The sequence below is a fragment of the Micromonospora sp. NPDC049301 genome (assembly GCF_040678715.1).
Taxonomy (GTDB): domain Bacteria; phylum Actinomycetota; class Actinomycetes; order Mycobacteriales; family Micromonosporaceae; genus Micromonospora.
Map to the genome: position 1 here is coordinate 373,725 of NZ_JBFAQO010000005.1, position 13,695 is coordinate 387,419.

The 13,695-nt window shown below is 67.8% G+C and carries 12 protein-coding genes and 1 tRNA gene; 1 reads left to right on the plus strand and 12 read right to left on the minus strand.

What is annotated here, in order from left to right; all coding sequences use genetic code 11:
• Nucleotides 1–372: 372 nt before the first annotated feature.
• Entirely contained in the window at nucleotides 373–1,035 is a 663-nt protein-coding gene (locus AB0K07_RS17540) for a hypothetical protein (RefSeq protein ID WP_363756211.1), read from the minus strand.
• Nucleotides 1,036–1,373: 338 nt separating this feature from the next.
• Between AB0K07_RS17540 and AB0K07_RS17545 the strand changes: the two genes are divergently transcribed.
• Nucleotides 1,374–1,559, plus strand: coding sequence for a hypothetical protein (locus AB0K07_RS17545; protein ID WP_363756213.1), 186 nt, complete (start codon nucleotides 1,374–1,376; stop codon nucleotides 1,557–1,559).
• Nucleotides 1,560–1,965: 406 nt separating this feature from the next.
• Here the strand turns inward: AB0K07_RS17545 and AB0K07_RS17550 are convergent, their stop codons facing one another.
• The 11 genes from AB0K07_RS17550 to AB0K07_RS17600 form a co-directional block, all read right to left on the minus strand.
• Nucleotides 1,966–2,391: a hypothetical protein gene (locus AB0K07_RS17550; protein WP_363756215.1), complete on the minus strand. Its 426-nt coding sequence runs from the start codon at nucleotides 2,389–2,391 to the stop codon at nucleotides 1,966–1,968.
• Between the two features lie 11 nt (nucleotides 2,392–2,402).
• Nucleotides 2,403–3,092 (minus strand): hypothetical protein, encoded by a 690-nt coding sequence (locus AB0K07_RS17555; RefSeq protein WP_363756217.1) that lies wholly within the window; start codon nucleotides 3,090–3,092, stop codon nucleotides 2,403–2,405.
• Between the two features lie 195 nt (nucleotides 3,093–3,287).
• Nucleotides 3,288–6,596 (minus strand): type ISP restriction/modification enzyme, encoded by a 3,309-nt coding sequence (locus AB0K07_RS17560; RefSeq protein ID WP_363756219.1) that lies wholly within the window; start codon nucleotides 6,594–6,596, stop codon nucleotides 3,288–3,290.
• A gap of 764 nt (nucleotides 6,597–7,360) precedes the next feature.
• Nucleotides 7,361–8,056 (minus strand): MOSC domain-containing protein, encoded by a 696-nt coding sequence (locus tag AB0K07_RS17565; protein ID WP_363756221.1) that lies wholly within the window; start codon nucleotides 8,054–8,056, stop codon nucleotides 7,361–7,363.
• 241 nt (nucleotides 8,057–8,297) lie between these two features.
• On the minus strand, nucleotides 8,298–8,816 hold the full coding sequence (locus tag AB0K07_RS17570; protein WP_363756223.1) for a hypothetical protein: 519 nt from the start codon (nucleotides 8,814–8,816) through the stop codon (nucleotides 8,298–8,300).
• A 198-nt stretch (nucleotides 8,817–9,014) separates the two neighbouring features.
• On the minus strand, nucleotides 9,015–9,557 hold the full coding sequence (locus AB0K07_RS17575; RefSeq protein ID WP_363756225.1) for a kinase: 543 nt from the start codon (nucleotides 9,555–9,557) through the stop codon (nucleotides 9,015–9,017).
• Nucleotides 9,557–9,805: a hypothetical protein gene (locus AB0K07_RS17580; protein WP_363756227.1), complete on the minus strand. Its 249-nt coding sequence runs from the start codon at nucleotides 9,803–9,805 to the stop codon at nucleotides 9,557–9,559. The genes AB0K07_RS17575 and AB0K07_RS17580 overlap by 1 nt, the downstream gene beginning before the upstream one ends.
• Nucleotides 9,806–9,984: 179 nt before the next feature.
• Nucleotides 9,985–10,059, minus strand: a tRNA-Val gene (locus tag AB0K07_RS17585).
• Between the two features lie 76 nt (nucleotides 10,060–10,135).
• Nucleotides 10,136–10,600, minus strand: a complete 465-nt coding sequence (locus tag AB0K07_RS17590) for a peroxiredoxin (protein ID WP_363756229.1) — start codon at nucleotides 10,598–10,600, stop codon at nucleotides 10,136–10,138.
• Nucleotides 10,601–10,691: 91 nt separating this feature from the next.
• Nucleotides 10,692–11,129 (minus strand): DUF3052 domain-containing protein, encoded by a 438-nt coding sequence (locus tag AB0K07_RS17595; protein ID WP_363756231.1) that lies wholly within the window; start codon nucleotides 11,127–11,129, stop codon nucleotides 10,692–10,694.
• A 113-nt stretch (nucleotides 11,130–11,242) separates the two neighbouring features.
• Entirely contained in the window at nucleotides 11,243–13,672 is a 2,430-nt protein-coding gene (locus AB0K07_RS17600; protein ID WP_363756233.1) for a thiamine pyrophosphate-dependent enzyme, read from the minus strand.
• Between the last annotated feature and the right edge of the window lie 23 nt (nucleotides 13,673–13,695).

The window sequence follows — 13,695 nt, forward strand, 5'->3', positions numbered from 1 at the left end:
CCTGACGCCTCGCTTACAAGCTCTGTGCGGCAGGTCCGTCCATGTTCGGAGCCGGCGGCTAGCTCGGTATACCGTCCGTCTCCGTGTCTGCTGGCCCGCCGCCGTCCGGTGCCGTCGCTGTCAGCGTTGCTGTCGACAGCTCTCCGGGCGGCCTGCTCCCTGGGCCTGCTTGCTCCTGCGATCCGCTGTCGGTCGCTGATGATGCTCTCGCTGCCTCCTCGCTGCTCGGCGTGGCACCAAGCCCCTCCTGCCTCGCACGGACTGCACCCGGCTAGCCACAAGCACGGCTCCGATCGATCCTGACCAGGATCATCGGTCCTTACGGCCTCGGAGAACGCTTGATAGCTTCTCGTCGGTCGACCGCCCTTGCTCCTAGGCGCTGTTGTCTACGGCGGCCATTGCTCTCCCAACGACCACCGTCGTCACCCAGTCAGCCATGAGTGAGACAAGCACCAAGAATGCGCCGAAGACCACGAGCGGTACAGCAAACCCGAGTCGAGGAGCCGAGGCAACGGGCAAGGCCACCGATATTGCAGCGACCACGAGCGCTACCGCTCTTAATGCCCTAGTAAAGCGTCGACGCCTCTTGAGGACTTCCCGGTTGTTTACGACTCGAACGTCGATCAAGGGACTTGAGATCGACACACGAGGCTCGCCGTCGGTCAGCAGAGATAGTACGACTATCTGCCGTGACGCCAAGAGCGAGGGTCCAATGCGAAGCGTGCTGCCGGACACTTCAATTCTTGGCTCTGATGCGCCGACCGACTGAGCGACCTGTGCCATCATCTCGTCGTAGGGTATGCCGTCCGGCTTCGTGGCCCGATGAGAAATCTCGATGATCGGGGCTGCGAAGTCAAATACTATGGGCTCTTGGCGGTCGAAGGCACTGGATGGAACGTCCCTCCTTCCGTCATTGCCTATCGCCAGAGAAACGGCGTGAGGGTTGTTCAATCTTCGACCATTGTGATGAACCGAAACACCGGCGGAGTTCCCCTCGGGGGCAACTAACAGCTCTGTCGCCTCGAATCGGTACACGACACGACGTTTCGGTACAGCCACCCTGAAAGTAACCAACAAAGTGATACAGCCGACGAGTAACGTCGCACCAACTCCTGCCAATGCTGTCCAAAAATTGCCTATCTCGTACCACTCTGCCGCAGCCATTGAACCCTCGGTCTTGGGTCTCGTAGGTTGAAGTGGTAGGAGGCTATCTCTCTCGCGCTCGCAGCGCTGCCCCTGAAGCCGGGAGGCGCGTCCACGTCCACTCTCCAGGTCGCCGCTGCTGTCGGCTCCCTGCCCGCTGAGCGTGAGGTCGCCACCAACGGGCAGATTGCCTCAGCGGGGACAATGGAACCCGACGAGGGAGGTCGGCGATGGTTGAGGATCGAGGGCACACCGAGCGGTTGACGGACGCGGAGTTCGCCCGCCTTCGGCACGTCAGGTTCGGCGAGCTGCCCGCCGGAGTCGCGCCGGCGGAGGACCTGGTCGAGACCGTAGACACAGATCCCCCGCACGAGGAGCCGGAGCAGCCTCCGGTGCGACGGGAGTGGGGGGCGTAGGAGCCGCAGCGAGCACGAATTGCGGAAAGGGACGACCCCCGCCGGGGGATGCGGTCTCAGGCTGTCGCCTGCTGCTGTTTGGTAGTGACCCGCGTCGACGAGCAGGTGCCGGACATCGTCGGTTGATGATCCGGACCGACCCGCCTCAAGGATCGTGCTGCCTCCTTGCTGCCTCGCTGCCTGGGGTGCGGTCGGCAGCCACCATCGTCGCGTCGCTGGACACTGCCTTGTAAAGGCGGCTCCGCGCGGCGGATGCTTGCCGATCAATGTCGACGAGCCGCGTTGGAGTCTCGGACGGTGCGGTCCTGTACCAACGGTTGTCGGTTATTGTCGTGCGTCTTGCTGACTTCTCGCTGACGATGGTCACCGCCGCCGCGCGCCCGTAGCTACCAACCTACGGCTCGGGCTAGTCGAGGCCGACCGGTCGCAAGGTGGTGCGCGTAGCGATGTAGATGAATGGACCGGGCTGCTTCAGTAGGGCCTCAATACGCCGCCACTGGCACATGACGATCTCTAACTGCTCGAACGTGCCGCGGGCATGCTCCGTCGAGAGCGCCACCATCCGCGCGTTGTTGTCGCGCACGGCCGCGAGTTCCCTGCGGTGCGCCTGAATCTGACCGTCCCGGGTGAGGATGAGCCACCCTCGCTGCGACACGATCGGAATCCAGTCGAGGTCCTTAGCCCCCGGGCTGGTGACCGGACAAGCCGGCCGTGCCCGCCGCTTGATGATCGCACCCGGGTCGCCTGGATAAGTTACGTCGGCGCGCAGGTCAGCGAGGACGTGCGCCAACCCCAGCAAGTCGGCATCGACGTAGAAGCGGACGTCGGTCACGCGAGGCGGCCTCACGCGGCACGATTGGACGAGCTGGCGCGCCTACTTTCCTCGTACGCAAGGGCCCACCGGACGTCAGGCACGGTGAGGTGAAACAGCTTAGCCAGGTACTCAACATCCTCGCCGGAGTCTGCCTGTTCCCAGATCGTCGCAGTGCTGATGCCCTTCACTGCGGGTCGACCGAAGCGGGTGTCTGGACGGATCCGAACGGTCGACTTCTCATCCGCAGTGGGTCGCCATCCGGCGGCCAGGTCACCTTCCCAGTCCACCCGGTCGAAGAACTGTTCCGAGGGCCCCGTCAGCAGGAGCTGCCCGCTAACCTCCGCAACCATGTGCCACTCCGGGGCAAGCCCCGCCGAAATCTGAGCCTGGTGTACCAGTTCCTTGTTGACGGCATATGGGCGCCGGTCCGCCAACGGGTATGGGACGCCTAGCTCCGTTCGCAGTTTGTCGATGAAGGCACGCAGTTCCTTCATCGGAACCCTGTCCCTGCGGCGGTACTGACGAAGCAAGCCGGCCTCCACGAACTCCGCCCACGTCACAGCACGTCCACCTTGCGGCTCGCTGCGAAGAATCGGCGCGTATTTCACACCACGACGCGTCCCACCCTCCAGCCAGTAGTGGAGGGTGCTCTGCGGTAGATCGAGCAGCCGGGCAGCCTCAGCCTCGCTGAACATCTCGGCGTGAAGGACGGTGACCACGCTGTCAGTGTTGCATCAACCCCTGCTGGCAGCAGTCCGACAGTCGGTTCATTTCAACAGCCGACGTCGTACCCGGTGCTCTGAGACCCCAGCCGCGCTTGCACTGTCGCGCCCGACGCCACTGATTGTCCTCGTTTCGACCCTTTGCTGTCACCGTTGCTGTCGGCAGGGCGTTGCCTGCCGACGACATTTCGGCTACAGCAGCCTCGCGACACCATCGGCCGCTGCCTCGTGTTGATCGCTGGTGAGGCCGTACAGGGGTTTTCGGTCTGCCGAACCAGCGGGCCAACGGACCCCGGCGGTGGCCAACTGGTCACGGTCGACGACTTCGCCGGCCAGCACTGCCGCGAGGAGTTCGGCCTGGGTGGGTTCCAGTTCAACGAGCCGGGTCAGGACGGTGAGCAGGTCGATGAACTCGCCGGTCCAACTCGGCTCCCAGGCGTCGACGTGCACGTCGTCGAGCGGGGACCCTCGCCGCCCGCCTGGCTCCTTCTTGCGGTAGTTGAACCAGGATTTGATGATGTTCCGGCCACCGACGGCGTAGTCCCACACGTCCAACCCGACTGGCCCGAATTCGCCGTCACCGACGGCGATGACCTGCCGTTGCGGGTCGTAACTGATCCTTTCAGGCACCCGCGTGACCGGGGCCACCGACAGCGGCTGTCGCGCATCGCCGGAGGGGAACCGGATCGAGCCGGCTGGCCGCTCCGGGGCGGTAAACCCTTCGCCGTAGGTGTGCAGCCAGAGGACCTGGCGGCCAACCTCGACTGCGGTGCACCAGAGCGCGGGATCGGTGGTGATGGGTACTCGGACGCCGGGCGTGGTCAGTTCGTCGGCGAAGGTAGCGGTGAAGGCCGGGTGAGCCGTGACCCCGGCGACGTAGGCGAGAACGTCTGCAGCACGGGCCTCTACGCCGATTCGTTCAGTCAGTGCAGACGGGAGCCCTGGGGCGAGATTCGGGGTACCGCCCGGGTGCAGGTGAGGTAGCGTGCGGCCGCCTTCCGATCCCTTGAAGTGATCGAAGTCTGGGATTAGGGAAGTGAAGACGACCGCTGGACCGGACTGAATGGCCTTGCGGTGCTGCTCGATGACGAAGACCTGGCCGGGCATCCGAGCTGACCAGAGCTCTCGCCGGGGCCTGTCCATCAGGCGAGGGTCGGCGAGCACCCATTGCCGGTCGAAGGCTCGGTAGCCAACCCGCACGAAGGCGGCAGTCGGTTCAACCTCGTCAATCACCGGGACCCTCGGGTTCGGGTGCGTATCGTCACCCGGCAGGCGAGGTTTCACCTTCACGAGGTTGGCGTCACTGCCTTCCTTGAACAGTTCGGCCTTCCGCTCACGGTCTGTCTCACCAATGAGCGTCGCCCAACGCCGCCTCAGCACGTCCCGGCTGGGCGCGTAGACCCACGTGCGAGTGGGGAACAGCCCTGGGGAGTACCAAGGCATTAGGTCGTCAAGCGCGGGGTAGGTGTCCCAACTGCTGGCGGCGGCCGGGGTGAGGGAAGATTCCCAGTCGGTCCGGCAATCTCGCCAGCCGTCGTCGTCGAGCTGCACCTCTGCCAACGCGGCGAGCTTGTCCGCTCTGCGGCCGGTCAGGCTCCGGTGATGGATCAGTGCTGGCTTGTCCCGGGTGGCGTCAGCGGTTCGGACGAAGATGCCGATGGCGAGCGGCTGCCGGACGCCGGGAAAGATGCGGGTTGGAATGTCGGGGGTCTGTCCCTCGGGCGTGAGGTCGATGATCCAGCCCTCGGAGGCGTACCGGCGTAGGTACTCGCGCATGCCCGTGAAAGCTGGCCCGGAAAGGTAGCCGGAGGTGGTGACGAAGCAGATCACCCCGGCGTCTCCGTCAACCTGGTCACGCGTCGACTCCCACACCTTCCAGGTGGCCCAGCGCCAGAAGTAGATGTAGAGGTTCTTCAGCTTCGCCTTGAACCGTGCGATACCCGGGTTGTACCAATCCTCTAGGGGAGCTGGAGCGCGTCGCTTGCTGTCGAGGCCGGTCGTGCCGTTCTCGACCCAGCCGCCGTCGCCGTTGGCGAGTTCCGCGTATGGAGGGTTCCCGATAACCACAGTGACGTTGGCGCGGGCTTTGATCTCGTTGGCTTTGCGCCGGGCGCGGGCGATGAGCTGCATTCCCGAGCCGAGCTGGACGTCACTGGCGTGGGGGTCGTCGAGCGTGTTGGTGACAAACAGCTTCATCCCCCCTGGTGGAGGAGACGCCCCGTGCGATGCGAGCAGGTCTGCCGCGCGCAGCTCGGCAACCGCGTAGGGACCCATCTGAAGCTCGAAGCCGATCATCCGCTCGGCGGCCATACTGACCGCTCCGGCTACGGCTCCCGGACCGTCGTGAGCTTCGGCGACCTTGGCGATGCGTTCAAGAACGGTTTGCAGGTATGTGCCGGTGCCCATTGCGGGGTCAACGGTGAGCACGTCCGGGTCGGCGAAGCCTCGCGGCTTGTCCAGCCGGGAGACGAGAACGTTCTCGGTCAGCCGGACCATCTGCTCGACCAGTTCGAGCGGGGTGTAGTACGACCCGGATGCTTTTCGGAGGTCGGCGTCGTACTCGTCGAGGAAGTGCTCGTACAGGTGCAGGTAGGTGTCGCGGCGGCCTCTCCGGACCCTCGTCCAGTCGACGGCGTCGACGACCCGGGCGAGTAGATCGAGGGTGACCTTGAAGGCGGCGACGAGGTCGTCGGTGAGTAGCTGCAACGCCCGGCCCATGAGCGAGTGCTCGGCACGGAGCTGCTCGCCGATGGTGTGCAGTGAGTGACCCGTGACGGTGATCGAGTTGGTGCGGGCCAGCAGCAGCGCGAACGTCACCGTCTGCGCGTATCCGTCGGCGAAGGTGGCGTCGTCAGCCTGCGGGAACAGCATTCGCCGCCAGTCCTGCGCCAGTCCCAGGAAAGGCTGAACCTCCCGCTCGGCCCCTCCCCGGACGGCCTTTCGCTCGGCGGCAAGCTGGTCCAGGACCTCGCCGCGCAGTAGCCGCGTTAGCGGGGCAACCGCGCGTACCAGCGCACCGACGCTGGTAATAGGCGCTGGCCGCCACTTCAGGAATTCGGTGAGCAGCTTCTCGAAAGCCGGCGGGGCGGTGATGCTGCCGCCGTCGAGACTGCCGGTGAACCGTACCGGCGCGTCGACCAACTCCTGGTCGCGGTAGAGCCGCCAATCCGTGCCGTTGGTGTAGAGCAGGTTCGGTAGGTCGCGTTGGCGCTCCCACTGCACCCGGTCATGGCCGCGCAGCCCGCCCGGATCGATGCTCTTGCCGGGTGCCTTGATCTCCACGTATCCGGTGATTGCCCCGCCGACACTGACGCCGTAGTCCGGCCGGACCTGTCGCTCGGTGTCGCGGACCTCATCGTGAAAGACGGCCGTCACGCCCAACTGCTTGCCGGCGGCTCCGAGAAGCATCTCGATCGGGCTGCGAATCGCGGCCTCACGCTCGCCAGGGCCGGCGAGCTTTGATGCGCACGCCGCGCTGAAGTCGCGGACAGCGCTGTCCAACCAACCTGCTGTCCCCGGCACCCTTACCCCCGCTGATGAGACCTGGGCCTGATCTTTCCGCCAAGCTACCGGATGCACACTCGGCCGTCACCGCTCGTGCATCTCCGATGCCGACCTCATGCGCCAGCCGCCCGCTCATCGGGCCACGTCCCGCAGCGCCCACCTGCCATCCCGTCTGCCATCGACCCGCCCACCTAGGGAGCGGGCCACCGCCCGGCCCGCCACGTCAAGCGGACCTTGACGCAGGTTCGGACGCTGGCGGGTCGGGCGGTGGTCTGCTCGGCTTGCCCGGGTCGATGGCAGGCGGGATGGCCTACCGCAACCACCCACGGGCCGTGACCCGCCGGCGCAGCCCCGGCCACCCTGGAGCCGGAGCGCCCCCGCCGGAGGCGCCCTAACCGCAACCCCGCGACCGCCGCCAGCTCGCCGCCGCGGCCGGCGTGCGTTCCCCTAGGCCGCGCGGGTTCGTGACCGCGCGGCCCGGCCGGCTGCCGGCCTATCACCTCACCGGTCAACGTCTGTCCTTTCTGCGGCGGCCCTCCGGGCTTCCAGCTCTCCGCGCCAGCCGCCGGGCATCCGGCGTGACAGCCGCAGAGCGACAGCGGCAGCGGCTGGCACGCGCCCAGGCGGCGGCGCGTGCGGCCCGCTCAGGGCCGCCTTGAAGACGTACAGAAACTTTGAACCGCTCGGCCGCCGGCCGGCTGTCCGGTCTCGGGACCTGCATGACAGATCGGTCTCAGGACCTGCGTGACGCCGCCCGGTTCTCAGGCTGCCATGAGTTCGACGACATCATGCAGTCCGATACGACCAGGGCGTTCGACTGTTGCCCACACGCCGAACGTCAGGTCGTGGTGCTCGGCAACCGTCCTCAAGAGGTGTCCATGCTCCGGGGCGCCCTCCTGTGCGAGGTCGATCATGACGCATCGGGTAAGCCGGCGACGTGGTCGCAACACCACGTCGGAACCGATACGGATGGCTCGCCCGAGCCAGCGATCCTCGGGGAAGTCGCTGCCCGGTACGCCGACGAGCAGATTCGCCCGGAACCGCAATGGGTCGACCGGCTCCCCCAACAGGTCATGCAGTCGCCGTAGCGCGGCTGTGCTGATCAGGCTCACCGGACCCTCGTCATGGTGCATGACCTTTGCTTCGCGCTCGATCGTCACGCGGCGGGCCAGTACCTCGCTCACAGCCTCGTGCCCCGCGGGCTCATCCGCAGGGAAGCGGCGTCCGCCGGGCAGTTCCACGACCGGCACCGGATCACCAGAATGTCCGCGCAGTGTGAACAGGCCAGGCATCCGCCGGAAGCGACGGGTGTTCTTCCCGCTGCCCAACTTCCCGTCTGCGTCACGCACTGCCCACAAGCGGTCACCAACGAGTCCTCGCTGGTCGACCTCGACTGTTGCGAGCTGCTCACCGAGCAGTGACTTGATCGGATACCGGCGGATCTCGGCTAGCTTCATCGAAGTCACTGTAGATCGCCCCGACCGGGCAAGATCGTCTAGCCGGATGTGTCACTCACGTCCTGAGACCGATCTGTCATGCAGGTCCTGAGACCCGACACGGCCGCCGGCCGGCTGTCTGACTCCGGTTGATGGTTGACACTGCGGCCTCTGTTGATGGTTGACATGATCGCTCTGAAGTCACCACGAGTTAGCGACTCGCGGCAGAAAGAGGGCAGGTCGAACGGGTCGCGTCGGCAAATTACGGAGCCGGAGACTCCGACAGTTGGTCGTCGTAGGGATTGTCGGATCGCGCGCTGAACTGCTCGCCACCGTAGATGGAGTCGTAGTGGACCTGGACGAGGAGCCGACGTCGGATCAGGTCCCAGAACCATTCGTCACGGTTTCGATCGTAGTTGTCCAGATGCAGAAGAAGTTCGTCGTAGCCGGTCGGGATCGCCATGCCCAACCTTAATGTGCGAGCACGCGGCCGACCCCGAAGCGAACGACGTAGCTTGTTCACCGTGGGCTCCTCCCATGACCCGAGATCCTCACCGTCCAACGTCAGCGTCGTTCCTGTGACAACGGCAGGACCGAGCCCGACGTTGCGAAGTCGCAAGCCGGTCTCACCGTTGGTTCGGCGCTGGTACTCGAATTGCAGGAACGGCCGTATCGAGCGGCGGTTGTGTTCCTGAACGGCGCGCGTTTGCGATACCGAGACGGCCAGCGAGGCGACAGCGATGCCAGTTGCGCAGATTGCGGTGATCGTGTTGGCGTCCACGTTCCAATTAAGGCAAACCGGTGCAACAGGCGGTCGACGCAGCATCCGCTCATGGCGTGAGCGGGCACGCCACTGGGCGTTATGGCCGTTTGTGCAGACCTTGGGTTAGCCAGCTCATCGTGATCGCGTTAAGCATCAGGTGGGGCCGATGCGTCAACCATCATGCGAGACCAGGCAGCGCCGGCAGCCGGCCGGCCGCTACCCCGCCGCTGCCTGGCTGTGCCGGACCGCCTGGTCGACCAACCCAGCGGCGACATCGGGGGAAGACGTGGACGCGTCGATGGTCAGATCGGCGGTAGGAACCGTCTCTGTCTCGTCCCATACCCTGAGGCGTTCCGCCGAGTCGCCGGTCTGGCGTTCAACGATGCGTCGTTCCGCCACGTCTCGGGGACAGGTAAGAGCAACCACGGTCCACCGAACGTCGGGGAAGGCCAGGCGGACAGCATCGACCGCGTTGACCTGGCCAACGTGCACCACGGGGATTTGCCGGTGGAGCTGCTGACGTAGCCCGGGTGCGTCGATGACGTACACCGAGCCATACCGTCGGTTCTCCCACACCACGCCGCCCGAGGCGCGCAGTGTCGCCAGGTCGGCATCGGTGCTCATTCGGTAGCCCGCGGTACGCCCACGCCCGACTTTCAGGCGCCGGAACTGCTGGTACTGGCTGTGAAGCTGGTGCAGGGCTGCGGTCACCGTGTCCTTGCCAGATGCCGGCGGACCGTAGAGGATCACGCCCCGCATCAGTCGAGTTCCAGCCCCATCAACGACTTCACAAGCGCTTCGGCCTGGTCCTGTAGCGGCCTCGCCGAGGTGCAGTTGTTGATGACGACGTGCTCGACCAGCGGGCGAGAATCAGGGTCGATGCGCCCGAGGTAGCCAGCCCAGTCCGCCAGCTTCGCCGCATCTCGGGCCGCTCCTCGCCTGCGCATGTAGAGGTTCATCGTGTCCGGGTCGCAGTACCGCACATCGCTCAAGCCATCGCGGGTCACTCACATGTCGATGTCACGATGATGATCTACGCGCACAGCGGGCTGACTGAGCAGACAGAGGCGTTGCGGAAGTTGGGCGAAGCGTTCGGCTCGACCGGCTGATGTCAGCAGTGGATGTCAGGCACCCGCCCGACCAGGCAAGGCGCTTGGGCTCGGGCGGGTTTTGCCTGGTCAGGTGGTGGTGGGCGCGGCAGGTTTCGAACCTGCGACCCCCCGCTTGTAAGGCGGGTGCTCTCCCACTGAGCTACGCGCCCGGAACGCCCGTGCGGCGGGCCGGAGGCTGGCAAGCTTACCCTGCTCGCCGCCGGCCCGGCGCACGGCTCACCCCGGTCAGACGGCCGCCTCGGCGATGGCCTTGCGCCAGCCCTGCTGGTCGCGGGCCTCGCCCGGGCTGTTCAGCTCGGCGAAGCGGATCACGCCGGTCTTGTCGATGACGAACGTGCCCCGGTTGGCGAAGCCGGCGGCGTCGTTGAAGACGCCGTACGCCTGGGCGACGGCGCCGTGCGGCCAGAAGTCGGCCAGCATCGGGAACTGGTAGCCCTCCCGGTCGGCCCAGACCTTGTGGCTGTAGACCGAGTCGACGCTGACCGTCAGCACCTGGACGTCGTCGTTGGCGTACTCGTCGAGGTTGTCCCGCACCTCGGACAGCTCGCCCTGGCAGGTGCCGGTGAAGGCGAGCGGGTAGAAGACCAGCAGCACGGTGCGCCTGCCGCGGAAGGCCGAGAGCCGGACCTCCTGGTTGTTCTGGTCCTTCAGCATGAAGTCCGGCGCCTCGGCGCCAACCTCGACGGGCATGCGCACTCCTCGGGTCGAGTCAGGGGATGGCACGAGCCTGCCACACCCGGCGGTGCGGACCGCCGGGCGCACGAGGGGGGGAACGGTCGGGCTACTTCTTGGCCTTGGCCCCTCGGCGCAGCACCAGGCGGGCGCCGCTCCAGTCCCGGCCGGCGTTGATGGTCGAGGTCTGCTGAAGGCCGGCGGTGGGCGCGGACTCCGCGACCTCACTCGGCTCGACGTGCCCGTCACGCCCTGCCTTCGGCGTGAGCAGCCATACGACCCCATTGTCGGCCAGCGGGCCGAGGGCGTCGACGAGCAGCTCGAAGAGGTCTCCGTCGCCGTCCCGGTACCAGACCAGCACCGCGTCGACCACCTCGTCGGTGTCCTCGTCGACCAGCTCTCCACAGCGGTCGGTCAGGGCGTCGCGGAGATCCTGGTCGACGTCGTCGTCGTACCCCATCTCCATGACGACCATCCCCGGTTCGATTCCGAACCGGTCCGCCAGGCTGCGTACCCCGTCGGCGGCCTGACCAGCGGTCGCGCTCACTGTCGCGTGCCTCCTCATCTCGTCCCTGCTCGCGGCGCCGGAACCGACGCCGTCAGGCAAAGTCCACACAGTTGTGCGTCCGCGCGCAAGTGGCGCACCGGGTGGAACGGAATTTACCGTGCCAGCAGCGTACGGGCACCGTCGGTAATGGCTTCCGCGGAGACCAGAACCTGACGCGCTGCCGGACCTAATGGTACAAACGAGTCAACTCCGGCTACTCGGCGCGCCGCACCCACATATCCGGCGTCGACCAGCGCGGCGATCACTCCCTCGCCGACGCCGCCGGAGCGGCGTGTCTCGTCCACCACCAGCACCCGGCCGGTCGCCGAGGCCTCCCGGATGATGTCGGCCACCGGCAGTGGGGCCAGCCAGCGCAGGTCCACCACCCGGGTGCCCACCCCCTCCTCCGCGAGGAGGGCCGCGGCCCGCAACGACATCCGTACCCCGTTACCGAAGGTGATGATCGTGAGATCGTCGGCCGAGCCGACCCGGTAGACGCGGGCCCGGCCGATCGGCACGTGCCCGGCCACCCAGGAGCCCGGCTCCGGATAGCCGGCCAGCCACTCCCCGTCGCCCTCGGCGTACAGGTCACGGGTGTGGTAGAGCGCGATCGGCTCCAGGAACACGCAGACGCTGCCGTCCACCGCCGCGCTGGCCAGACAGGTCCGCAGCATGGGGGCGGCGTCGTCCGGCCGCGCCGGCACCGCGACCACCAGGCCGGGCACGTCCCGGAGTACGGCCACCGAGTTGTCGTTGTGGAAGTGCCCGCCGAACCCCTCCTGGTACGCCAGCCCGGCCACCCGCACCACCATCGGGTTGCGGAACGCGCCCCGCGAGAAGAACTGCATCGTGGCCGCCTCGCCGCGCAACTGGTCCTCGGCGTTGTGCAGGTACGCCAGGTACTGGATCTCCGGCACCGGCAGCAACCCGGCCAGCCCGGCGCCCAGCCCCAACCCGAGCACCGAGGTCTCGTCCAGCAGCGTGTCGAAGACCCGGGCCGCCCCGAACCGGTCGCGCAGCCCCTTCGTCACCCCGTACACGCCGCCCTTGGCGGCCACGTCCTCGCCGAAGACCGCCATCTGCGGATGGTCGAGCAGCCCGTCGGCGAGCGCCGCGTTGATGCTCTGCGCCAGGGTCAGCGGCCCGGCCAGCTCCGGCGGCTTGCCCCCGAACGCCTCCGCCCGGGCGCCCGCGCCCGGCCCGCTGGCCCGGGCCGCCGCGTCGGCCACCGCCCGCGCCACCCGCACCGGGCGGCGGGGCGCCAGCGCGGACACCACGTCGGCCGCGGAGGTCAGCTTCGGCTCGCCCAGCACCTCCTCGGCGATCCGGCGTACCTGCCAGCCGGTCTCGTCGTACCGGGCCAGCAACTCCTCGCCCGTCGCCACGCCGGCGTCGACGAGCAGCCGGGCGGTGGCGGCCAGCGGGTCGCGGTCCAGGTCCGCGGCGAGCTCCGCCGGGGTGCGGTACGCCGACTCGGCGTCGGCCCCGGCGTGCCCCATCAGCCGGACGGTGCGCAGGTGCAGGACGGCCGGTCGCCGGTGCCGGCGTACCCAGGCCGCGGCCTCGGCCGCCACCGAGTACGCCTGCACCGGGTCGGCCCCGTCGGCGGCCAGGTAGCGGATGCCGGGCTTGGCCCGCAGCGTCGCCTCCACCCAGCCCTCCGGGGAGCGGACGCTGATGCCCAGCCCGTTGTCCTCGCAGACGAAGAGCACCGGGATGCGCAGCCCGGCGTGGTCGTACCAGCCGGCGGTGTTGAACGCGGCCGTGGCGCTCGCGTGGTTGACCGAGGCGTCGCCGAACGAGCAGACCACGATGGCGTCCGGCGGCCACGGGGCGTGCGTGGCGCCGGCCCCGCTGCCGACCCGCACCCCGGCGCCGGTGCGCCGTCCGGCGCTGTCGAGGCGGCGCAGCCGCTCCACGGCCAGTCCCATGCCGACCGCCCGCGGCAGGTGCGAGGCGATGGTGGAGGTGGTCGGCACGATGGCCAGGTCGGCCCGGCCGAACACCTTGTGCCGGCCGCCGGCGATCGGCTCCTGGCCGGAGGCGACCATCCCGCGCAGCACGTCCCGGGCCGCGCCCGCGTACGCCGCGAACCCGCCCGTCGGGGGCGCGGACCCGACCGGTTCGGACTCGGCCGAGCCCCCGGGTGGGTCGGTGTCGGTGGGTGGATCGATGTCGGCGGCGGGCGCCGGGTCGGCCGCGGCCTGAGCGGCGCGCGCGCAGTAGAAGGCGCCGGAGCGGTAGTGCAGCAGCGCCGGGTCGGTGGGGCGCAGCGCGGCGGCGACCGCGGCGTTGCCCTCGTGCCCGGCCGAGCCGATGGTGTAGAAGCCCTCCCCGAAACTGCGCAGCCAGCGGCCGGCCAGGTCGAGTTGCCGGCTGGTCACCTGCGCGTCGAACAGCTCCAGCAGTTGCGTGCCGGTCAGTGGGGCGTCGTCGGTGACCGGATCGGCGGGGTCACGCCGTCGCTGCGCGGCGGGCAGCGCCGCCAGCGTCTCCCGGAACCGGTCGTCGAGATCTTGCGGGGTGGTCACGTCGCCCAGCATTACCGACGCGGGCCCTGGTCGCC

What these genes read in the sequence shown, in the direction of transcription:
- AB0K07_RS17545 (WP_363756213.1), top strand. Translation starts at nt 1,374, where the DNA reads ATGGTTGAGGATCGAGGGCACACCGAGCGGTTGACGGACGCGGAGTTC.
- AB0K07_RS17565 (WP_363756221.1), bottom strand. Translation starts at nt 8,056, where the DNA reads ATGAAGCTAGCCGAGATCCGCCGGTATCCGATCAAGTCACTGCTCGGT.
- AB0K07_RS17575 (WP_363756225.1), bottom strand. Translation starts at nt 9,557, where the DNA reads ATGCGGGGCGTGATCCTCTACGGTCCGCCGGCATCTGGCAAGGACACG.
- AB0K07_RS17590 (WP_363756229.1), bottom strand. Translation starts at nt 10,600, where the DNA reads ATGCCCGTCGAGGTTGGCGCCGAGGCGCCGGACTTCATGCTGAAGGAC.
- AB0K07_RS17600 (WP_363756233.1), bottom strand. Translation starts at nt 13,672, where the DNA reads ATGCTGGGCGACGTGACCACCCCGCAAGATCTCGACGACCGGTTCCGG.